18 protein-coding genes and 1 tRNA gene are annotated in these 20814 nt (G+C 69.9%); 5 read left to right on the forward strand and 14 right to left on the reverse strand.

The genetic code is table 11. The features are described from left to right. Positions 1-201: 201 nt before the first annotated feature. The 11 genes from ACZ7DL_RS20315 to ACZ7DL_RS20365 all read right to left on the reverse strand — a co-directional run bounded on the left by ACZ7DL_RS20315 (position 202) and on the right by ACZ7DL_RS20365 (position 12430). On the reverse strand, positions 202-1689 hold the full coding sequence (locus ACZ7DL_RS20315; RefSeq protein WP_470775624.1) for a DEAD/DEAH box helicase: 1488 nt from the start codon (positions 1687-1689) through the stop codon (positions 202-204). A 180-nt stretch (positions 1690-1869) separates the two neighbouring features. After that, positions 1870-2073, reverse strand: a complete 204-nt coding sequence (locus tag ACZ7DL_RS20320; protein WP_030648194.1) for a cold-shock protein — start codon at positions 2071-2073, stop codon at positions 1870-1872. A 445-nt stretch (positions 2074-2518) separates the two neighbouring features. Next, entirely contained in the window at positions 2519-3187 is a 669-nt protein-coding gene (locus ACZ7DL_RS20325) for a response regulator (protein WP_470775626.1), read from the reverse strand. Further along, positions 3184-4383: a sensor histidine kinase gene (locus ACZ7DL_RS20330; protein ID WP_470775627.1), complete on the reverse strand. Its 1200-nt coding sequence runs from the start codon at positions 4381-4383 to the stop codon at positions 3184-3186. The genes ACZ7DL_RS20325 and ACZ7DL_RS20330 overlap by 4 nt, the downstream gene beginning before the upstream one ends. Positions 4384-4388: 5 nt before the next feature. Continuing rightward, positions 4389-6587, reverse strand: a complete 2199-nt coding sequence (locus ACZ7DL_RS20335; RefSeq protein WP_470775629.1) for an MMPL family transporter — start codon at positions 6585-6587, stop codon at positions 4389-4391. 327 nt (positions 6588-6914) lie between these two features. Further along, the gene (locus tag ACZ7DL_RS20340; RefSeq protein ID WP_470775630.1) at positions 6915-9560 is read right to left on the reverse strand and encodes an RICIN domain-containing protein; all 2646 of its coding nucleotides are present in this window, start codon (positions 9558-9560) and stop codon (positions 6915-6917) included. A gap of 591 nt (positions 9561-10151) precedes the next feature. After that, positions 10152-10574 carry a PIN domain-containing protein gene (locus ACZ7DL_RS20345; protein ID WP_470775632.1) on the reverse strand — a complete coding sequence of 141 codons (423 nt, stop codon included), beginning with the start codon at positions 10572-10574 and terminating at the stop codon, positions 10152-10154. Next, positions 10571-10786 carry a type II toxin-antitoxin system VapB family antitoxin gene (locus ACZ7DL_RS20350; protein ID WP_102932945.1) on the reverse strand — a complete coding sequence of 72 codons (216 nt, stop codon included), beginning with the start codon at positions 10784-10786 and terminating at the stop codon, positions 10571-10573. Before ACZ7DL_RS20350 ends, ACZ7DL_RS20345 begins: the two co-directional genes overlap by 4 nt. A 66-nt stretch (positions 10787-10852) precedes the next feature. Next, on the reverse strand, positions 10853-11956 hold the full coding sequence (locus tag ACZ7DL_RS20355) for a DUF4365 domain-containing protein (protein ID WP_470775633.1): 1104 nt from the start codon (positions 11954-11956) through the stop codon (positions 10853-10855). A 42-nt stretch (positions 11957-11998) separates the two neighbouring features. After that, positions 11999-12151 (reverse strand): hypothetical protein, encoded by a 153-nt coding sequence (locus ACZ7DL_RS20360; RefSeq protein WP_470775635.1) that lies wholly within the window; start codon positions 12149-12151, stop codon positions 11999-12001. A 208-nt stretch (positions 12152-12359) separates the two neighbouring features. After that, positions 12360-12430: transfer RNA gene (locus ACZ7DL_RS20365), tRNA-Gly, on the reverse strand. A 282-nt stretch (positions 12431-12712) separates the two neighbouring features. Between ACZ7DL_RS20365 and ACZ7DL_RS20370 the strand changes: the two genes are divergently transcribed. From ACZ7DL_RS20370 to ACZ7DL_RS20380, 3 genes are all read left to right on the forward strand, one after another. Then, positions 12713-12871: a hypothetical protein gene (locus ACZ7DL_RS20370; protein WP_470775636.1), complete on the forward strand. Its 159-nt coding sequence runs from the start codon at positions 12713-12715 to the stop codon at positions 12869-12871. 133 nt (positions 12872-13004) lie between these two features. After that, on the forward strand, positions 13005-13580 hold the full coding sequence (dcd, locus tag ACZ7DL_RS20375) for a dCTP deaminase (RefSeq protein ID WP_067033216.1): 576 nt from the start codon (positions 13005-13007) through the stop codon (positions 13578-13580). Positions 13581-13593: 13 nt separating this feature from the next. Further along, positions 13594-14097, forward strand: coding sequence for a phosphoribosyltransferase (locus tag ACZ7DL_RS20380; RefSeq protein WP_470775638.1), 504 nt, complete (start codon positions 13594-13596; stop codon positions 14095-14097). A 66-nt stretch (positions 14098-14163) separates the two neighbouring features. Here ACZ7DL_RS20380 and ACZ7DL_RS20385 read toward each other — a convergent pair whose 3' ends face one another. Then, complete coding sequence (locus ACZ7DL_RS20385; RefSeq protein ID WP_470775640.1) at positions 14164-15231, reverse strand: Yip1 family protein; 1068 nt, start codon at positions 15229-15231, stop codon at positions 14164-14166. A gap of 79 nt (positions 15232-15310) precedes the next feature. Beyond that, the gene (locus ACZ7DL_RS20390; protein WP_470775642.1) at positions 15311-16792 is read right to left on the reverse strand and encodes an FG-GAP and VCBS repeat-containing protein; all 1482 of its coding nucleotides are present in this window, start codon (positions 16790-16792) and stop codon (positions 15311-15313) included. Between the two features lie 229 nt (positions 16793-17021). Here ACZ7DL_RS20390 and ACZ7DL_RS20395 point away from each other — a divergent pair, with 229 nt between their 5' ends. Both ACZ7DL_RS20395 and ACZ7DL_RS20400 read left to right on the forward strand, forming a co-directional pair. Next, on the forward strand, positions 17022-18005 hold the full coding sequence (locus tag ACZ7DL_RS20395; protein WP_470775645.1) for a hypothetical protein: 984 nt from the start codon (positions 17022-17024) through the stop codon (positions 18003-18005). A 69-nt stretch (positions 18006-18074) separates the two neighbouring features. After that, positions 18075-18401 (forward strand): antibiotic biosynthesis monooxygenase family protein, encoded by a 327-nt coding sequence (locus tag ACZ7DL_RS20400; protein ID WP_470775646.1) that lies wholly within the window; start codon positions 18075-18077, stop codon positions 18399-18401. A 117-nt stretch (positions 18402-18518) separates the two neighbouring features. Here ACZ7DL_RS20400 and ACZ7DL_RS20405 read toward each other — a convergent pair whose 3' ends face one another. Then, positions 18519-20801 carry a (Fe-S)-binding protein gene (locus ACZ7DL_RS20405; protein WP_470775647.1) on the reverse strand — a complete coding sequence of 761 codons (2283 nt, stop codon included), beginning with the start codon at positions 20799-20801 and terminating at the stop codon, positions 18519-18521. Positions 20802-20814: the final 13 nt, after the last annotated feature.

Raw genomic sequence — 20814 nt, forward strand, 5'->3', positions numbered from 1 at the left:
GAAGGGGGAGACGTTTTTTTCCCCTCGGGTCGGATGGGGGGTGCCGAAGAAGAAGGAGAACAAGGGGGGTTGCCCCCCCCCGCGCTCCTCCCCGGGCCCCCCACCGGGATCCTGAGGCGGTTTCCCGCCCGTCCTCACATGGCTGGTCGTCCCCCGTCGCACACGGTCAGGTGCGCGACCCGGGGACCCGCCATGACGGGATCAGGCGGCCGAGTCGTTCCCGGGCCGCCGCTGTGCCCCGCGGCGCACCCCCGCGCCGACGGGTCGGCCCTGGCCGGTGCGGCCCCGGCGGCCCCGGGACGGCGAAGACGCGCGCCGGGGACGTTCCACCACAGGCGCGGTGATGACCACCGGGACGCCGGAGGGCGCCTGGGCGCCGGTGATGCGGCTCAGCTCCGCCTCGCCCGAGCGGACCGGGGTGATGTGCGGGGTGATCCCGGCCGAAGCCATCAGCCGGGTCATGCCGCGGCGCTGGGCGGGGGTCACCAGGGTGACGACGCTGCCGGACTCCCCGGCGCGGGCCGTACGGCCGCCACGGTGCAGGTAGTCCTTGTGGTCGCTCGGCGGATCCACGTTGACGACCAGGTCGAGGCTGTCGACGTGGATGCCGCGGGCCGCGACGTTGGTGGCCACCAGGACGGTGACGTGACCGTCCTTGAACTGCGCCAGGGTCCGGGTGCGCTGCGGCTGGGAACGGCCACCGTGCAGGGCCGCGGCGCGGACACCGCTGTCCAGCAGGTGTTTGGTCAGCCGGTCCACGGCGTGCTTGGTGTCCAGGAACATGATGACCCGGCCGTCGCGGGCCGCGATCTCGGTGGTCGTGCGGTGCTTGTCGGCGTCGTGCACATGGAGGACGTGGTGCTCCATCGTGGTGACGGCACCGGCCGACGGGTCGACGGAGTGCACCACCGGGTCGGTCAGGTAGCGGCGGACCAGCAGGTCGACGTTGCGGTCCAGGGTGGCCGAGAACAACAGTCGCTGGCCCTCGGGGCGCACCTGGTCGAGCAGGGCGGTGACCTGGGGCATGAAGCCCATGTCGGTCATCTGGTCGGCCTCGTCGAGAACCGTGATGCCCACGTCGTCGAGCCGGCAGTCGCCCCGGTCGATGAGGTCCTTGAGCCGGCCGGGCGTCGCGACGACCACCTCCGCGCCGCCCCGCAGCGCACCGGCCTGCCTGCCGATGGACATGCCGCCGACGACGGTGGCGAGCCGCAGGCGCACGGAGCGGGCGTACGGCGCGAGCGCGTCGGTGACCTGCTGGGCCAGCTCACGGGTGGGGACGAGGACCAGGGCCAGCGGCCGGCGCGGCTCGGCGCGCCGGCCCGCCGTACGGGCCAGTACCGCGAGGCCGAAGGCGAGGGTCTTGCCCGACCCGGTGCGGCCGCGGCCGAGTACGTCACGGCCGGCCAGCGAGTTCGGCAGGGTCGCCGCCTGGATCGGGAACGGTACGGTCACGCCTTCCTGGCCGAGGGTGGCCAGCAACGGCGCCGGCATGGCGAGATCGGCGAACGACTCGACGGCGGGCAACGCGGGCGTGACCGTCTTCGGCAGGGCGAACTCGCCCCGCGCGGGCTGCCGGTTTCCGTAACCGCTGGAGCGGCGCGGACCGCCGGAGCGTCCCGCGGCACTTCCTTCGAAGCGGTCGTACGTGCGAGTGGTGCGTGCGCGAGTGGTACGGGTGCGGTTCATGCGGAACCTTCCTCGATGCGGGCACGTATCAAGGAATTTCCGCAGCAGAATGAGCGGCGCAGAGAATCGCGAGAACGAGCCGGAAATGACAGGGCAGAATCACCCTGGAAATAAAGCGAGCCGGGGCCCGCACCCCAAGGTGCGGGCCCCAGCTGCGAAGTATGCGTCAGCGCCGGTGCGTCAGGCGGGAACGATGTTCTCGGCCGTCGGGCCCTTCTGGCCCTGCGCGATGTCGAACGACACCTTCTGGCCTTCCAGCAGCTCGCGGAAGCCCTGGGTGGCGATGTTCGAGTAGTGGGCGAAGACGTCGGGGCCGCCGCCGTCCTGCTCGATGAAGCCGAAGCCCTTTTCCGCGTTGAACCACTTCACGGTACCAGTAGCCATTTTGTTTCTCCTTCGGAGACGGTGCCAGGAATACACCCTGTGCGTATTCCGTGTCGCCGTGATGATCAGCCGTCGGAAAAACCTTCTGGCAACCACACCTGCAACTGATGACGACAGTAGCACGTCGGGGTCGCCCCCGCGCCGTAAGTAATTCTGGGCCGCCTGAGGTCGCAGGAATACTTGTAGTGCGCCGCGCCGATTTCTTACGTGGCGACCACAGATATTGGTTTCCGGGGGTGCAGTATTGCCGACGAGCGCTTCCGCCCACAGCGCTGTGACCTCCTGCGACGATCCGTACGCGGCCGCTGTCGTCATCGCGGGCCGGCACCCCGACGAGCGCGCCGAGCCCCCGAAAGGGAGACGAAGACCACACGGCGATTTCCCCGGGCCGGGCGAGCCGCCCACGCCCCGTCGCCGACCGGCTCGCCGCTGGGCGGCGTCGGCCTCAATCGGACTTCCGCACCGCAGGTCGAGGCTGCGGCCGCGGCAGAAGCCCTCTCTCCATCGCCACCACCACCGCCCTCGTCCGGTCGTTCACGTCGAGCTTGGCGAACAGGCGCAGCAGATGCGTCTTCACCGTGGCCTCGGCGATGACGAGGCGTCTGCCGATCTCGGCGTTGGTGAGGCCGTCGGCCACCGCGTCGAGGACGTCGGTCTCGCGCTCGGTCAGCGGTTCCTGGGCCGGCCGGCGCATCCGCGCCACCAGCTTCGCGGCGACCCGGGGAGCGAGCACCGTCTCGCCGCGTGCCGCCGCGTGCACGGCGTCGACGAGCTGTTCGCGCGTGGTGTCCTTGAGCAGGTAGCCGATGGCACCGGCTTCCACCGCGCGTTCGATCTCCACGTCCGTGTCGTACGTCGTCAGGATCAGGACCCGGGTGCGCGGATACCTGGCGACGATCTCGGTCGTCGTCGCCACCCCGTCCAGGACGGGCATCCGCAGATCGACCAGAGCCACGTCGGGGTCGAACCGCTCCACGAGGTCCAGCGCCGCACGCCCGTCCCCCGCCTCACCGACGATCTCGATACCGGCCTCGTCGGCGAGCAGAGCGACGACTCCGGCGCGCATCACGGTGTGATCGTCCACCACGACGATGCGCAGACCCCCCTCGCTCATGCCTCCACCTCGTCCGCCATGGGGATCACCGCCAGGACCCGCGTCCCGTCACCCACCGAACTCGTCACCGTGAGCCTCCCGCCCAGTTCCGCCAGTCGTTTGCGCATGCCGTCCAGCCCGAAGCCCGTCGACTCCTCCACCACGAATCCGGTTCCGTCGTCGGTGATCTCCAGCTCCACTCCGTACGGCCGCCGGACCAGCACCACGCCGACCGTGGACGCCCCCGCGTGCTTGCGCACGTTGGCCAGGGACTCCTGGGTGCAGCGCAGCAGCGCGATCCGGGTCTGCTGGTCGCAGTCGAGGTCTGCCAGGTCGGCGTCCACGACGAGCTCGGTGTCCTCCGCGAAGCGGTCCAGCGTGCGGCGCAGCGTCTGCGCCACCGAACCGGACACCACCCGGCCCGGGCCCGGCTGCCCGGCCGAAGCGACCAACTCACGTGCCTCGGCGAGGTTTTCCCGGGCGGTGGCCTCGATCGACCGCAGTTGCTGGGCACTACGTGCCGGATCGTCGGTCATGCCCGCCCGGGCCGCCTCCGCGAGGACGATGATCGACGCGAAGCCCTGCGCGAGCGTGTCGTGGATGTCCCGTGCGATGCGTTCCCGTTCGTCCGCCGCGCCCTGGCGCTGGTGCGCCTCGGAGAGACGCGCCTGCGTCTGCTCCAACTCCTCGATGAGCCGCGCCCGTTCGCTGCTCTGCGCGACGACGGAGTGCGCCCACAGGCCGATCAGTACACCCACCGCGACCACGATCAGGGTGGACACCAGCGTCTCGCCGAAGAACTCCGCCGACCAGCCCTGCCGGACCAGGCTCCCGGCCAGCGTGGTACCGGTGGCCAGCCCGAGGAATCCCATCGAGGCCCTCGGCGTGCGCCCGAACATCCAGTAGTGCGGCAGCGTCACCATGAACAACGCCGCATAGCTGCTGCCCGCATGAGCCAGCCCGCCGAGCGCGAGGACGAGCACCGAGAGGTAGACCTGCGGACGTACGACGGGATTCCCCGGGAAGCGGTCGAGAACCGCGTAACACAGCACCACGCAGCTGAGCAGCGCGAGGGGCTTGTACGCGCCTCCGCCGGGCGGAGCCGTCGTCACCAGTCCGACGGCCATCGCACCGAACAGCACCCAGCACACCATGTTCCACCGGCGCAGCGACGTGGCCCAGAAGGCGTCGGCCAGGGGAGCGGTCGGAGCGGTCATACCCATCAACGTACGTCGACCACCGGCCGCCCGTCGGCCGTTCGGGCCGAGGCCGCGGCCGTGCGCACCGCTGCCCGACCGGGCCACCAGCTCGCCTCCCCGAGCAGCAGCATCGCCGACGGCAGGATCATGATCCGGACGATGAAGGCGTCGAGCAGCACGGCCGCGGCGAGCACGAAGCCGATCTGCTTCATCTCGATGATGTGCAGGAAGACGAAGCTCACGAAGACGGTCGTCATCACCACCGCCGCGCTCGTCACCACGCTCGCCGACCGGCGGACTCCGTCGAGAACGGCCTGCCGCGTCGGCACGCCCGCGAGTACGGCCTCCCGGATGCGGCTCACCACGAACACCTGGTAGTCCATCGAGAGCCCGAAGAGGATCACGAAGAGGAACAGCGGTACGCGCGATCCGATCGAACCCGTGGAGTGGAAGTCCAACAGCCCCTCGGCCCAGGACCCTTGGAAGACCAGGACGAGCAGCCCGAGCGACGCCGCCGCGGACAGCAGGTTCAGCCCGACACCGATCAGTCCCAGCACCACCGAGCGGAACGCGTACGCGGTCATCGCAAAGGTCACCAGCAGCAACGCCCCGAGGACCAAGGGAAGTTTGCCGTTCTGGTGAGCGGGATAGTCGGCGTACCGGGCGACGTCCCCGCTCACCCCGAACTCCGCCCCGGCGACCCGCCCCACGGTCGCGGGCAGGTAGCGGTCTCGCAGGTGGTCGAGGGAGTCGTACGCCTGCTCGGAGTTGCCCAGGTACGGCACCTTCAGTTCGAGCGTGCTGATCCGCCGGTCGGCGGAGGTCCAAACGCGCGAGGCGCCGGCGAACAGCGGGTCGTCGCCGACGCGCCGGGCCACCTCCCGCAGAGCCCCGGCGACCTCGCCGGCGCGCGCGGCGTCGGCCCGTACGACGACCTGGTGCGCGACCCGGTGCTCCGGGAACGCCTCGTTGAGCCGGTCGTACACGCGCATGGCGGGGATGTCGCGGGAGTGGGTGTCCCGGCTCATCTCCGTGATCTTCAGCCCGGCCAGCGGGGTGACGAGCGCGAGCAGGGCGAGAACGGAGACGCAGAGGGTGGCCAGGGGGTGCCCGCTCGCGGGGCGCAGCAGAGCCGCCCACACGCGGCCCCCGCCGTCGGCCCGCATCCGGCGCGCTGGCTTCCCGCGCTCGGCGCGGCGCCGCGCCCTGCGCTCCTGCCGCTTCCCGAGCTTGACCAGAAGCGCGGGCAGCACCGTCAGGGAACTGGCCACCGCGACCAGGACGACCACGATCGTGCCGGTGGCCAGCGAGGAGAAGATGACGTCGGCGGCGAGATACAGCGTGGCGGTGGAGGCCACGACCGCGAGCCCGGACACCACGACCGCCCGGCCCGAGGTCGCCGCGGCCAGCTCCACCAGCGCCTCGGAACTCAGCCGGCCACCCGAGCGGGCACGCTCCTCCCGCTCCCGCTTGAGGTAGAAAAGCGTGTAGTCGACGCCGACCGCGAGACCGATCATCAGGATGACGTTCGTGCCGACCCCGGCGTCGGGGGACAGATGTGACGCCACCATCGACAGCCCGACGGCCGCCGCGATCGAGGACAGCGCGAGCAGCAGCGGCACTCCCGCCATGGTCACGGACCCGAACACGACCAACAGCGTGATCAGGGTGATGGGAAGCGTGATCTTCTCCGAGAGTGCCAGGTCGTCACCGCGCTGCTGGTCGACTCCCTTGCTGACGGAGGGACTGCCGGTCTCCTCCAGCCTCAGCCCCGGGTACGCCTTCCCCACGGCCTCGGTCTGTTCGACCAGCGCGCCGACCTTGTCCTTCGCGTCCCGCTCCTCGCCCTTCAGGGCCACTTCGACCATGAGGATCCCGCGATCTTCGGACAGCACCGGGTCGGCCACGCCCGCCACGTCGGGCAGCCGCCGCATCCGCGCGGTCAGCTCGCCCGCGGCGGCCTCGGCCGCCCTGCGATCGACAGGCCCCGACCGAGAGGAGATCAGCACCTGCTCGGTGGATCTGCGCTCCAGGTGCCCCTCGGCGGCCATCGCCTCCGCCCGGCCGGCCTCGCCGACCCGGTAGTCGGCCGTCGTCGCGCTGTGTGTGCCGACGGCACTGCCGACCCCCAGGCACACCACCACGAACACGAGCCAGCCGACGATGGCCCGCCAGGGGTGCCGAGCACTCCAGCGCGCCAGGCGCACAGTGAATGAATTCATACCCGAAAGCCTTGCTGGCCAGGGTGACTGGCAGACAGAGGTGACGGGTTGAACTTCACGTCCACCGATCGGTGGACACGGACGGCACGAGCTTTGGCCGAAGTGGCCCATCAGGCACAGACGCTGATCCGGCACGAGGGCGTGGGCATGCGCACGCCTGGCTGCTCCAGGAGCTGTTGCATTACCTCCAGCACGAGAACTCCGGATGCCACGGCTTCCAAGTGCCCGTGACCAGGCCAGAGACCGGCTCGTGCAGGACGAAGCGAGGCCCCCAGCCACGGCGGGGCCGCAGGCCGTTGTGCCTGCGACCCCGCTCGGGCGTCGGTGTCAGGAGGGGTCGCCGTACTGGAGGCCGCGTCCGTTGGTGCCGACGTAGACGCGCCCGTAGGTGTCGGGGTCGCCGGTGACGACGCCGACACCGCCGATGCTGCCCCACTGGTGGGCGTCGTCGTTGACGCGGAGCCAGGTGGCGCCCTTGTCGGTGGAGCGGAAGACTCCGGTGACGTCCTTGACGGTACCGATCAGGTACAGGGCCTGGTAGTCGGAGCCCGGCGCGGCCTTGCCGAAGCCGAGGGCGGAGGCGGACCGCACCGTGGTGAGCGTGGTGAAGGTGCGGCCGCCGTCGGTGGAGTGCAGCAGCCCCTTGCCGCCGCCGGCGATCCACAGGTCCCCGGCGATGCCGGGGACGGCCGCGAGCCGGCCGGCGGGCAGGTTGGTGGCCCGGGCGGTGAAGGTCGCGCCGCCGTCGGTGCTGGCGTAGAGCGTGCCGCCGTCCAGTGAGTAGAAAGTCTTGGCGGAGGAGCGGTCGGCGACGACCACGGCGCTGCTGCCCAGGCCACCGACCTTCGACCAGCTCGCCCCCTTGTCGGTCGAGCGGTACGGGGCCTGACCGGCCTCGGTCCAGACGATGGCGGAGCCGTCCGCCGCGAGCGCGACATGGCCACTGTCGGCGCTGCCCACCGGCTCTGACTTGAAGCCGTTCCAGCTGCTGCCGCCGTCGGTGGAGTAGGCGCCGTCCTGCGCGCCGCCACGGCCGACGCGGACCATCGCCGAGGGGTTGGACTGGGCGAAATCGATGTCGGTGCTGGTGATCATCATCGGGTTGTCCAGCCGTCCGGCGGGCACCTTCGTCAGGGAGTCGTAGCGGAAACCGCCCAGGTCCCCCATGGCGGTGATGGCGGTGGCGCCGCCGGGCGGGGCGATCACGTCCATCAGCGACGTCTCCTCCAGCCCGCGGGCCCCCACGATCCAGTGGCTGGCGCCGCCGGTGTCGGTGGCGCCCGCGTCCTTGCTGCGCCAGATGCCGCTGCCGGTGCCGTACAGCACGTGCCCGGAGTCGAAGGGGTCGATGGCCAGGGCGGTCATCCAGTGCCCGATGCCGGTACCGACGTAAGGCGCGCCGGAGGCGTCCCGCTCGGATTTCGCGGCCTGTGCCTTCCAAGTCGTGCCGCCGTCGGTGCTCCGGTACAGCTCGTCCTGGGGCCACCAGCGGTGGAGGGTGGCGACCATCACCGTGGACGGCTTCTGCGGGTCGACGGCCAGACCGGAGAACCCGTAGCGGCCCTGGGACGGGGAGATGTCCTTCCACGCCCCGCCGGCCGGCGTGTACTTCCACACCGAACCCGCCGTCGCGTCGCCGATGGAGTCGGCGTACGTCAGGTACAGCGAGCCGTCACCGGAGAGCACGCCGTGCTGCGGCAGCTGGCCGGTGGGCTGACCGGAGACGGCCTGCCAGGTGTTGCCGCCGTCGGTGGAGCGGTACAGGGAGGTGGACTTGTCGGCGACGCCGACGTAGACCGTCTTGCTGCCGGCCGGGCCGTACGTCACGAAGGCGATGCCGGCGCCGCTGCTCGCCCCGTCCTTCACGGGGAACGAGGAGACCTGACTCCATGTCATGCCGTGGTCGGTGCTGCGCCACAGCCCGTTCTTGCGGGTGCCCAGCAGCAGGGTGCCGTTGTCCGCGGGGTCGACCGCCAGCCGCTCGCCCGCCCCGCGGCCGTGTTCGTTGGCGCCCAGTTTGAAAGGCAGAGCGGTGCGCTTGAAGGTGCGGCCCCGGTCCGTGGAGCGCAGCAACTCGGCGTTGCCCGCCCAGTCGTTGGTGTAGGTGCCCGCCGCGACGTAGAGCCGGTCGGGGTCGACGGGGTCGGTGGCCAGCGAATCGATGCCCAGCAGGTTCCAGTCCTTTTCGCCGACCCAGTCGGTCAGCGGGATCCACTGCTCGGCCGCGGCGTCCCAGCGGTAGGCGCCGCCCATGTCGGTGCGCGCGTACAGCAGACCCTTCTCGCGCGGGTTGAACACCAGCCCGGTGACATAACCGCCGCCCACCACCTGGGCGTTGTTCCACACATACGGTCCGGCCTCGGCCGTGGTCTGCGCCCCGCTCGACCCGCCCGCCTGGGTCTCGGCCGTTTTCACCAGCTTCCACTGCTGGTTGGTGCTGCCCCTGTCGGGATACTGGATGACTGCCGCGCCCTGGGCCGTGGACCCTCCGGAGACGTCCAGGACCAGGCCGCTCCTGCGGGAGGTGAAGGTGACGGCGTCGGAACCGCTCACATCGTCGATCCGCCACTCCTGAGACGTGGCGGAACTGTCGGTCTGCTGCTCGGCGGCGGCCGCCTGGGCGGTCGAATCACCCGCTATGCCCAGCACTTTGCCGCTGTTGCGGTTCACCAGCTCGTAGTAGCCGTCCCCGGTGGGCTTCAGCCTCCACTGCTGGTTGGCGGTGTTCTGGTCGGTCCACTGCTGGATACGGGTGCCGTCGGCGGTGGAGAAGCTGTTGACGTCCAGCACCTTGCCGCTGCGCACGGAGACCAGCCGGTAGTAGGCATCGCCGTCGACCGTCGCGGCCTGCGAGTCCTCCTGCACGAACAGGAAATACGGTACGACGATGGCGGGCACGCCGAGCAGCAGACCGGTCGCGGTCCAGCGACGGCGGTGACGCCCGCGGCGCCCGCCGTTCGTGGGGTGTTTCATGGGGAGGTGTTCTCCTTGCATGCCGTTCACCAGACGAAGGCGGATCCAGGCTCATGAATGGCCGGATCCGACTCCTTGTGGTCACAGGCTTCGCAAAGGGTTGCCTCGCGCCGGAAACTTCTCCGGTCACCTCGTGGTGCGGTAGGCGTTGATCCGCGTCCGGGTGACGCTGGTGCCCTTGCTGTCGAGGGCCTCGACTCGGAAGGAGACCGAGCCGGGCGTCCCGGTCCGGCCCAGCGTCACCGCTCGCTTGCCGTCGGCGGTCTGCGGACGGGAGTGAGGGCACGCCGCCTGCAGGACTACGCCGAGCCGGGGCCTGATGGGCTGCTCTTCGTCGGTGAGAAGCGTGTGCTTCCTTCCGGCGCGTCCTTCACAGTGGAGCGGGTGACGAGAATCGAACTCGCTCTCAGCTTGGGAAGCGACGTCGCCTGAACGCTCGCATGGCCCCTGACCTGCGCATTCGTGCTACGGTCCGTGTTCCGGAGGACGCGACCACTGCGAGCAATAGGGCCGGACCTATGCACCACCACCGCATAACCCCCCGTACGGGCGGCAGTACCCCTCAGGACAGCCGGCGCTTGGCCCCTTGGCTCATTTGCCGGCTTCTGGGCCGTACCACTGGAGCGCCTGGCCGGTGACGGCGGCGATGCACTCGAAGTCCCGGTCGCGGTGCAGCAGCGTCAGTCCCTGCAACTCGGCCGTGGCAGCCACTACGAGGTCGACGGCCCCGGCGCTGCGGTGCTGTCCGCGCTGGGTGAGGACCTCCTGGACCCGCCAGGCGCGGTCGTAGGCACGGTCGTCGACCGGCACCCAGCCGAAGAGCAGACGCATGTCTTCGATGCCTTGTGCCCGGTCGGCGGCGGAACGCGCGCTGTAGAAGAACTCCAGCTCGGTGATGGGGCAGGTGGCGATGAGCCCGGCTGCTGCTGCCTGGTCCCATCCGAACTGCTCGGCGTCGCCGCGCAGCATGCGGGCGAGCGCACTGGTGTCGATCAGGTATTGCGCGGCGTTCACCGGCGGTAGTTGCCCTTGTCCTCGAAGAGACCGAGGTCGAAGGCGCCCTCTTCTGCCGACGCCCGCAGGCGGGTGAGCGCCAGAGCCCGCCGCCGGTTCTCCAGCACCTCGCGCAGCGCGGTGTTCACAGTCTCCTTCTTGGTGCTGGTGCCGAGGGCCTTCGCCACGTCCGCCACCAGCTGATCGTCGAGGTCGATCACAGTTCGGCTCATCGATTACACCTCCTTTGATATCAACTCCGCCATCGATTATATCTCTATCGATGCACGGGATTGAGTTCAGGATTCGCCGCTTGGACCCCAGCGGTCCCGAAGACGGTGCATTGAGGTCCGGGACGCGCGCGAACGGACGCTGGATCGGTCGACACCGCTGAAGCGCTTGGGCTCGGGGATGCGCCAGAGGATCCTGATCTGTTCGTCGAGGGGGAGTGAGGGGCCGCCGATGTAGATACGGTGGATGAGGTAGTGGACGGCGAGCCGGAATGCCTCTGGTTCGATGTCGTCCATCGTCGTCACCGTTGCCCGGCCGAGATTGTTCACCTGGCGGACGATGCGTGGCTCGCTTTCGAGGGGGCCGAGCTCGGCGACGATCTCCGGTGGGAGTTCACCGTCCTCGCGCAGGGCCAGGGTCGAGCGCTGCAGCAGGTCGGGCTCCGCCTCGATTCTGTCGATGATGCGGGCGAGGACGTATGCGTGGAGCACGTCCGCCGAGATGTTGCCGTGTTCCTCGGGCTCCTCGCCTGTGCCGCTCGGGCACCTCTCGCACTCGACAGGTGTGACGAGGTCGTCCTCAGGTCCTTCGCCGGCCTGCCGGGCGGAGAGGAAGCACGAGGCCACCCACATGACTTCGGTTCGGCTCAGCTCCAGGTCGTCGGCGGTCGGCAGGTCGTCGTCGCCCCATTCGTGCACGGGACCGCCGCTGTTCGGGTCCTCCGGAGGCGCGACCTCGGAGCGCATCAGGGACTCCAGGCTGACCAGATACGGCTCCCAGTCGTGGGCGCTGAGCAGCAGCGTTGCCAGCGCGTCCCCCGGGCGTTTCCAGAAGACGAGGTCGTCGTCGTAGCCGTTGACGAAGTGCAGCACGTGGTCTTCCGGTGCGAAATCGACTCCGGACATCTCGCCGAGGTGGGTGAGGACGGCCTGTCGGCCTCGGTAGCGTCCGACGTAGCGGCGGGCCTGAGTGACGAAGGACGCCATGGTGGTGTCGTTCAGCACCGCGTTCGGGCTGACACCGATGAAGCGCGGCGGATTGAACGGACCGGACCGCCGTAGCTGTTGGGTGGCGTTCGCCCAGTGCAGTTTCGTGGTGTCCGGGTCATACACCACGCAGTAGACGGGGATGTTCCCGTCCGCCCAGGTGTCGCCGTGGTGATCGACAGGCACCGCGTAGCCATTGCCCCGGCGCCAGCTGCCCCCGCCCTTCACCTAGACCTTGATCGTGTCGCTGGTGATCTCGCCACCGTCGGCGAAGGTGACGTAGAAGTCCTCGCCGAAGTCGTTCTGCCCGGATATCTCCTGAACGATGTGGTCGTGCTCTTCGAGTAGAGCGCGCAGCGCGTTCACGGCGGCCTGTCCCACGCGCCGCCCTTTCGGGATCTTCGGCATACCACCCCTCACCGTGGAGCTTCGCCCGCCCCGGGCGGATGCGGGACGGGCGTCATCCCCGTCACTCTGCCCCACCCCTCTGACACCGGGCATGGGAGGAGAACGGGATACCGGAGTCCGCTGGCTCGGCGCAGCCCGACAACGACAAAGCCCCAGACCGGTGGCCTGGGGCTACAAGAAGAGCGGGTGACGAGAATCGAACTCGCGCTCTCAGCTTGGGAAGCTGATGTTCTACCATTAAACTACACCCGCGTAAGTATGGACGGGCCCTCGAGGGGCCGGTGTCCGGACGCTTGCTCACTTTACATCATCGCAGACCTCCGGTGCTCGAACCCCGGGGGTCTGAGTCTGTTTCAGGGGCGGGATCCGGCTGCGGCTGACGTGAGTTGGGGCGTACCGTGGGGGCGTGGGCGAGGGGTCCGGTGAGGCCGGGGTGCCGCCTGGAGAGTCGTCTCTTTGATCCCGTAATGTGGCTTTTGTCGTCCGGGTAGCAGCGCCGGACGCGGCTCTTGGGGAAGGGACTTGAGGGACTTGATGCAACGCACCGTCGTCCGATGCGCGGACGGTCACGTCTTCAGCACCACTTCGTTCCCGATGCAGCAGGCCGAGCGGCTCGGCCCCGGCCGGCTCGTGCGGTGTCCGCGCTGTGCCCGGCTGCGCAGTGCGGTGCCGGTCATCCTGGAGAAGCGGTGAGCGAGAAGCCGTAAGCGTTAAGCGGTGAACGACAAGGCAGGGAAATGCCACCGGCTGTAGCCGGAGGGTCACCGCAGGCGCGCGGGGCCGTCGTGGTTGCGATGGTTCCGCGCGCCTTGCGTATCCTCGCTACGTGCTTCTCTCAGACAAGGACATCCGGGCCGAGATCGACGCCGGGCGGGTACGGATCGATCCCTACGACGAATCCATGGTGCAGCCGTCGAGCATCGACGTACGGCTGGACCGGTATTTCCGGGTGTTCGAGAACCACCGGTACCCGCACATCGACCCCTCCGTCGAGCAGGCGGATCTGACGCGGCTGGTCGAGCCCGAGGGCGACGAGCCGTTCATCCTGCACCCCGGAGAGTTCGTGCTGGCCTCCACCTACGAGGTCATCACGCTGCCCGACGATCTTGCCTCGCGGCTCGAAGGGAAGAGTTCGCTCGGGCGGCTCGGGCTGGTCACGCACTCCACCGCCGGGTTCATCGACCCCGGGTTCAGCGGGCACGTCACGCTGGAACTGTCCAACCTCGCCACGCTCCCCATCAAGCTGTGGCCGGGAATGAAGATCGGCCAGCTGTGCATGTTCCGGCTGAGCTCGCCCGCCGAGTCGCCGTACGGCAGTGAGCGGTACGGCTCCCGGTACCAGGGGCAGCGCGGGCCCACCGCCTCGCGGTCCTTCCTCAACTTCCATCGGACCCAGGTGTGAGGGCGACGACGACATGACGGACGCAAGCGTGCGCGAGAACCTGACCTACGAGCGGTTCGGGACCGCCATCCGGGAGCTGGCGCAGACCATCGCGGACGACGGGTACGAGCCGGACGTCGTGCTGAGCATCGCCCGCGGTGGGGTCTTCGTCGCCGGCGGGCTCGCCTACGCCCTCGACTGCAAGAACATCCACCTGGTGAACGTGGAGTTCTACACGGGCGTCGGCACCACCCTGGAGATGCCGGTCATGCTCGCGCCCGTGCCGAACGTGATCGACTTCTCCGACAAGAAGGTGCTGATCACCGACGACGTCGCGGACACCGGCAAGACCCTGAAGCTGGTGCGCGACTTCTGTCTCGACACCGTCGCCGAGGTGCGCTCCGCGGTGATCTACGAGAAGTCCCACTCCCTCGTGCAGTGCGAGTACGTGTGGAAGCGGACCGATGACTGGATCAACTTCCCGTGGAGTGTCGAGCCGCCCGTGGTGAAGCGGGCCGGGCAGGTTCTGGACGCCTAGTTCCCAGACACATGAAAAAGGGCCTCCGGCTGCCGTGCCGGGGGCCCTTTCGGCGTTCACGGAAAGCTAGAACGTGCCCAGCTTCACGATCGACAGCAGTGCGATCAGCTGGATCGCCGACGCGCCCAGCGCCTTCGGCCAGGGCAGGTCGTGGGAGCGGCGGACCATCAGCGTCAGCAGGACGCCCGCGCCGACCCAGGTCGCCCAGCCGAGCAGCTGGACGAAGCCGGCGTCGCCGCCGAAGAACATGGCGACGACGAGGCGGGGGGCGTCCGTGAGGGCCGTGATCAGCATGGACAGGCCCACCGTGGGCTGCCAGGCGCCGTCGCCGCCGAGCTGGCGGGCCAGGGTGTGGGTGACCACGCCGAGGACGAACAGGCCCAGCACCATCACGACGGCCGTCACCAGCACGATCGGCACCGCGTTGGAGAGCGTCGCGCTGATCGCGTCCTGGCGGGCGCCGTCGAAGCCGAAGACGGCGAGCAGGCCGTAGAGGAAGGTCACGATGAGGGCGGGGGCCCACATCGTGTAGTCCCGCATGCGCAGGAAGGTCTGGTCGGGGGAGAGGAAGATCCCCTTCAGCAGTTCCTTCCAGTGCAGGGGCGGGCCGACCGGGGCGGCGGGCGCGGCGGCCGAGCCGGCGTGGTAGGTCGCGCCCTGGGTGTAGCCGGCAGCCTCGTCGATGGAGAAGGCCTGGGTGTGGCCGGGGTTGTTGGCCGCGTAGGGGTCCTGCGGGGCGTGGCCGGGGTCGGGGTAGCCGCCGTCGCCGAAGTACTCCGGTCCGTCGTCGGCCGGCTGCGGGTATCCGTACGGCTGTCCCGGCTGCGAGTACGGCGGCTGCGGCGCCGACGGATAGCCGTACGAGGCGCCGCCCTGCCGTCCCTGCGGCGGCTGGCCGTACGGCGGCTGCCCCTGCGACGGCCTCCCGGGCCGACCCGGTCCGCGCCCCTGACCGTGCTGCTGTCCGTGCCCGTACGACGGTCCCTGCGGCGCCTGTTGTCCCTGGGGGGTGCGGTTGTCCCGGCCCCCGCGTCCGATCCTGAATCCAGCCACGTCATCGAACGTACCTGGTCCGGGACGCCGACGTGCCGGGCCCGGCGGTCCGGGCCCGGCTTTGCGGCCGACCTGTGACATCCCCTAAGGGGCCGTCAGGCGCGGCCCCCGGCATTCCTCGGGGTTCCGCGGCGGGTGCGGGGCTGCCGGGAGCGCCGGCTCAGTCCGCGAAGACCGCGCCGAACTGCGGGGCGCCGGTGGTGGAGACGCCCACGGTCGACGCACCGAAGGAGCGCGAGCCGGTGGTGGTGAGCTTGGTGCCGCTGGACGGCAGGTAGGTCACCGCGCCGTCGCCGCTGTTCTCGTACGACCCGATCACCAGGTCGGCCTTGCCGTCGCCGGTGACGTCGTCCAGCTTGACGTCCGCGCCGAACAGGTCGGACTTCTCGTCGCCGCCCGGGACGCCCGCGGTGTTCTGGCCGAAGGACTGGGCGCCGGAGGCGGTGTTCACGCCGGAGGCGGAGCCGTACAGGACGGTGACGCTGCCCGCGTCGGTCACGCCGCCGATGTCCTCCTGCGGGCTGCTGACGACGAGGTCCTGGTAGCCGTCGCCGTTGATGTCGCCCAGGTCCAGCTCCCAGCCGAAGGCGTCGCCCTTCTCCGAGGAGCCGGGCACGTTGCCGGTGTTCTGGGTGATGCCCGTGGTGGAGGCCGGGCCGGACGCGGAACCGTAGGTGACGTTCACCTTGCCGCCGTCGGAGGCGTAGGGGATGGCGGTGCCGTCGCTGGTCTTCGCGTCCCAGTCGGCGCCGCTGACGATGTCGCCGTAGCCGTCGCCGTTGATGTCGCCGATGGCGGTGACGAGGCCGGGCTTGAGGGTCTTGGCGGAGGCGGCGCTCAGGCCGGTGGAGGTGCCGGGCAGCCAGTAGTTGGTGTTCCAGCCGTACTGCGTCGTGGTCTCGTACCCGTCCACGACGAGGTCGGTGCGGCCGTCGCCGTTGACGTCACCGGCGGTGAGGTTGAGCGGGCCGTACGGGTAGTCGTTGGTGCCCGACACGATCGGCGGCTTGACGGTGGTCCGGCTGCCGTAGGCACCGGCGGTGGTGAAGCCGCCCTTGTACAGGTAGAGGGTGCTGGCCGAGCTGCCGACGACCAGGTCGGCCTTGCCGTCGCCGTCGAAGTCGCCGGCGGCCAGGTTCTGGCCCCAGAAGTCGTGGGAGGAGGCGGCCGGGTCGGGGAGGTTGATGCCCTGGCCGGTCAGGCCGCTCGGGGAGCCCCAGAGGACGGCCACGCCGCCGCCGTTGGTGTCGGTGTCGACCTTCTCGCCCGGGGAGCCGACGGCGAGGTCGTCGTAGCCGTCGCCGTTGAAGTCGGCGTACGCCAGGTCGCCGCCGAACATGTCTTCGGCCTCGGCGGTGCCCGGGACGCCGGAGCTGTTCTGGCTGAGGGTGGTGCGCTGGGCGGAGGAGACACCGGTGGCCGTGCCGTACAGGACGACGACCTGGCCGGCGCTCTTCTGGCCGCTGACGTAGGCGGTGGCCGCCGAGGTGGCGATGTCGCCGATGCCGTCGCCGTTGAAGTCGGCCTTCGCCACCTTGACGGAGTCGGCGGCGGTGGCGGGCTGTGCGGCGAACGTGAGCAGGCCGCCCGTCAGCGCGGCTGCGGTGGCCGTCGCGAGGGCGAGTCGCGGGTGCTTGTGCATGCGGTCTCCTGCGGCATGCGGGGGATGCCCGGCGGGGCATCCGCTGATGATGGGGTGGACCGCCCGTGTTCGTCGTGGGTTGTCCCGTCGTTCACCGGGCGGTCGGCGATCAGGAGACCCGCCGGGGGACGCCGGGGTTGTACATGCGTTCGGTAACGGTATGAGATCGCTGTGACCGCTGGGGTCTTCGGGCCGGGTGGGCCGGGGGCGGGAGCTGGAGGGGGACCGGATGGCGTCCGTGCTGGTGTGGCTGGTGCGGTTGTGCGGGCTGGTGGGGTGGGCTGCGGGGGCGGCCGCCTGCCTGTGGCTGCTGGGGGCCGCGCCCATGCCACGGCCGTGGGAGGGACCGCTGGTGTGGGGTGGGGTGGCCGCCGGCTGCGCGGCGGCGCGGGTGGCGGGGCTGTGGGTGCTGCGGCTGCTGGACGAGGACGGGGCGCCGGGTCTTCGGGTGGTGTCACTGAGGAAGGAGGCGGTGCCGCCGAAGAGGCCGCCGACGCGGAAGAGGCGGCTCGACCTCGGTGACTCCGCACTCTGGGTCAAGGGGCGCACGGCCCTCGTCTGGCTGCTCGTCGCCTTCGCGTCCGGCGCCATGTTCGCGTGCCTGATGAGCATGACGACCGACGAGCGGATCGAGAGGCTGCGGGACGCGGGCGCCGAGGTGGGCACGGCACGCGTGGCGGGGGATCCGCTGCGGGTGCGGGCGGACCGGGACGACGAGGACGTGGTGCAGGGCTACACCTCGCGGCTCGTGCTCGCCGTCGACGGCGGCCCCCGGCGCCTCCCGGTGGGCGCCTACACCTACGGCAAGCCGCGCGAAGGCACCCGGGTCGAGGTGCTGTGGGCGCGGTCCGCGCCGGAGCTGGGCGGGTACGTCAACGAGTCCCGGGACCTGCCGACCCTGGCCGCCGGCCGCTGGCGGCCGTTCGCGGACGACGAGCTGGGCGGCGCCGCGCTGACCTCCTTCGTTCTCCTCGCCGGGGTCTTCGGCGCCGTGATGGCCTCGATCTTCTCCCTGATCCCGGACCCGGACTCCTTGGAGGAACGGGCCTGGTCGGCGCCGTGGCAGACGGTGCGGGCCCTGTTGGTCGCCGGGCTGTACCTGGGCTGGCGCCCGGTCCTGCTCGGGCAGGAGGCGCCCGCGCTGTCGTACGTGTTCGCCGGGGGCGGCTTCGTGCTCGTCCTGCTGGTGTACGCCTTCACCACCGCCTTCTGAACCGGACCGCCTCCCGCGATCCACCACCGGCTGCCGAGGCCGGGCGGGGGCATGGTCCAGGATGGGTCCATGAGCGTAGTGAAGATCAACGTGCTGACCGTGCCCGCCGAGCAGCGGGAGGTCCTGGAGAAGCGGTTCGCCTCGCGGGCCCACGCGGTGGAGAACTCCGACGGCTTCGAGTGGTTCGAGCTGCTGCGGCCCGTCGAGGGAACCGACACCTACCTCGTCTACACGCGCTGGCGGGACGAGGAGTCGTTCCAGGCGTGGATGGAGGGCCCGATGAAGTCCGCGCACCAGGGCGGCGGCGAGGCCGGCGAACGCCCGAAGCCGGCGGCCTCCGGCTCCACCCTGTGGTCGTTCGAGGTGGTGCAGCAGGCGGCCCCGAAGAGCGCCTGACCGAAATCCCGCCGTCCCGGCCACCGTCCGCGCCGGTGCCGCGAGGCACGCGCGGACACGACGGCGCCCCCTGCCTGTGCGGGTCAGGGGGCGCCGTCGGTCCTGGGCGGGGCGCGGTTACTTCACCGGCTCCGGCTCCGGCTCGCTCTCCGTCTCCGGCTCGCCCGCCGGGTCGACCGGCGTCTTGACGGAGTCGAGCAGCAGCTGGGCGACGTCCACGACCTGGATGGACTCCTTGGCCTTGCCGTCGTTCTTCTTGCCGTTGACCGAGTCGGTCAGCATGACCAGGCAGAACGGGCAGGCGGTGGAGACGATGTCGGGGTTGAGGGAGAGGGCCTCGTCCACGCGCTCGTTGTTGATGCGCTTGCCGATCCGCTCTTCCATCCACATCCGCGCACCACCGGCGCCGCAGCAGAAGCCGCGCTCCTTGTGGCGGTGCATCTCCTCGTTGCGCAGGCCCGGGACCTTGCCGATGATCTCGCGCGGAGGCGTGTAGATCTTGTTGTGGCGGCCCAGGTAGCACGGGTCGTGGTACGTGATGATGCCCTCGACCGGGGTCACCGGGATCAGCTTGCCCTCGTCCACCAGGTGCTGGAGCAGCTGGGTGTGGTGGATGACCTCGTAGTCGCCGCCGAGCTGCGGGTACTCGTTGCCGATCGTGTTGAGGCAGTGCGGGCAGGTCGCGACGATCTTCTTCGCCGACCTGGGCTTCCTCGACTCGGGCGTCACCTTGCCCTCGTCGTCCAGCTCCTCGCCGAACGCCGTGTTCAGGGCCATGACGTTCTCCATGCCGAGCTCCTGGAACAGGGGCTCGTTGCCGAGGCGGCGGGCGGAGTCACCGGTGCACTTCTCGTCGCCGCCCATGATCGCGAACTTCACGCCCGCGATGTGCAGCAGCTCGGCGAAGGCCTTGGTGGTCTTCTTGGCGCGGTCCTCCAGGGCGCCGGCGCAGCCGACCCAGTACAGGTACTCGACCTCGGTGAGGTCCTCGATGTCCTTGCCGACGACCGGGACCTCGAAGTCGACCTCCTTGGTCCACTCCAGCCGCTGCTTCTTGGCCAGACCCCAGGGGTTGCCCTTCTTCTCCAGGTTCTTGAGCATCGTGCCCGCCTCGGAGGGGAAGGCGCTCTCGATCATGACCTGGTAGCGGCGCATGTCGACGATGTGGTCGACGTGCTCGATGTCCACCGGGCACTGCTCGACGCAGGCGCCGCAGGTGGTGCAGGACCACAGGACGTCCGGGTCGATGACGCCGTTCTCCTCGGCGGTGCCGATCAGCGGGCGCTCGGCCTCGGCCAGGGCGGCGGCGGGCACCGAGGCGAGCTGCTCCTCGGACGCCTTCTCCTCGCCCTCCGTCGTCTTGCCGCCGCCGGCCAGCAGGTACGGCGCCTTGGCGTGCGCGTGGTCCCGCAGGGACATGATCAGCAGCTTCGGGGAGAGCGGCTTGCCGGTGTTCCAGGCGGGGCACTGCGACTGGCAGCGGCCGCACTCGGTGCAGGTGGAGAAGTCCAGCAGGCCCTTCCAGGAGAACTGCTCGACCTGGGAGACGCCGAAGACGTCGTCCTCGCCCGGGTCCTCGAAGTTGATCGGCTTGCCGCCGGACGTCATGGGCAGCAGGGCGCCGAGGGAGGTCTCACCGGTGGCGTTGCGCTTGAACCAGATGTTCGGGAAGGCGAGGAAGCGGTGCCAGGCCACACCCATGTCGGTCTTCAGGGCGACCGTGATCATCCAGATGAAAGAGGTCGCGATCTTCAGGCCGGCGAAGAAGTAGGTGAGGTTCTGGAGCGTGGAGACGTCCATCCCCTCCAGCCACGAGACGACCGGGTACGAGATGAAGAACGAGGACTCGTAGCCGTCCACGTGGTGCTGGGCGCCTTCGAGGGCGTGCAGCATGAAGATGCAGACGCCGACGACGAGGATGACGGTCTCGACGAAGTACGCCTGGCCGAAGTTGGAACCGGCGAACCGGGACTTGCGGCCCGGCCTGCGCGGGTGGCTCAGCTGGCGGATCACGATCAGGACGAGGATGCCGACCACGGTCATCGTGCCGATGAACTCGACATAGATGTTGTACGGCGCCCACTCGCCGAGGACCGGCAGGATCCAGTCCGCCTGGAACAACTGGCCGATCGCGTTGACGATCGTCAGCAGCAGGGTGAAGAAGCCCACCGCCACGAACCAGTGCGCCACACCGACGACGCCCCAGCGGTTCATCCGGGTGTGGCCGAGGAACTCCCTGACCACGGTGATGGTGCGCTGTGTGGGATCGTTGGTCCGCGTACCGGCCGGCACGGGCTGGCCCAGCCGCATGAAGTTGTAGATCTGGAGGAGGGCGCGGCCGAACAGTGCCACGCCGACCACGATCAGGACCAGCGACACGATGATCGCGGCGAGTTGCATTGGGGCTCCTGAG

The organism is Streptomyces sp. NPDC036984 (assembly GCF_055607665.1).

What these genes read in the sequence shown, in the direction of transcription:
- ACZ7DL_RS20315 (WP_470775624.1), bottom strand. Translation starts at nt 1,689, where the DNA reads ATGAACCGCACCCGTACCACTCGCGCACGCACCACTCGCACGTACGAC.
- ACZ7DL_RS20320 (WP_030648194.1), bottom strand. Translation starts at nt 2,073, where the DNA reads ATGGCTACTGGTACCGTGAAGTGGTTCAACGCGGAAAAGGGCTTCGGC.
- ACZ7DL_RS20325 (WP_470775626.1), bottom strand. Translation starts at nt 3,187, where the DNA reads ATGAGCGAGGGGGGTCTGCGCATCGTCGTGGTGGACGATCACACCGTG.
- ACZ7DL_RS20330 (WP_470775627.1), bottom strand. Translation starts at nt 4,383, where the DNA reads ATGACCGCTCCGACCGCTCCCCTGGCCGACGCCTTCTGGGCCACGTCG.
- ACZ7DL_RS20335 (WP_470775629.1), bottom strand. Translation starts at nt 6,587, where the DNA reads ATGAATTCATTCACTGTGCGCCTGGCGCGCTGGAGTGCTCGGCACCCC.
- ACZ7DL_RS20340 (WP_470775630.1), bottom strand. Translation starts at nt 9,560, where the DNA reads ATGAAACACCCCACGAACGGCGGGCGCCGCGGGCGTCACCGCCGTCGC.
- ACZ7DL_RS20350 (WP_102932945.1), bottom strand. Translation starts at nt 10,786, where the DNA reads ATGAGCCGAACTGTGATCGACCTCGACGATCAGCTGGTGGCGGACGTG.
- ACZ7DL_RS20370 (WP_470775636.1), top strand. Translation starts at nt 12,713, where the DNA reads ATGCAACGCACCGTCGTCCGATGCGCGGACGGTCACGTCTTCAGCACC.
- ACZ7DL_RS20380 (WP_470775638.1), top strand. Translation starts at nt 13,594, where the DNA reads ATGACGGACGCAAGCGTGCGCGAGAACCTGACCTACGAGCGGTTCGGG.
- ACZ7DL_RS20385 (WP_470775640.1), bottom strand. Translation starts at nt 15,231, where the DNA reads ATGTCACAGGTCGGCCGCAAAGCCGGGCCCGGACCGCCGGGCCCGGCA.
- ACZ7DL_RS20390 (WP_470775642.1), bottom strand. Translation starts at nt 16,792, where the DNA reads ATGCACAAGCACCCGCGACTCGCCCTCGCGACGGCCACCGCAGCCGCG.
- ACZ7DL_RS20395 (WP_470775645.1), top strand. Translation starts at nt 17,022, where the DNA reads ATGGCGTCCGTGCTGGTGTGGCTGGTGCGGTTGTGCGGGCTGGTGGGG.
- ACZ7DL_RS20400 (WP_470775646.1), top strand. Translation starts at nt 18,075, where the DNA reads ATGAGCGTAGTGAAGATCAACGTGCTGACCGTGCCCGCCGAGCAGCGG.
- ACZ7DL_RS20405 (WP_470775647.1), bottom strand. Translation starts at nt 20,801, where the DNA reads ATGCAACTCGCCGCGATCATCGTGTCGCTGGTCCTGATCGTGGTCGGC.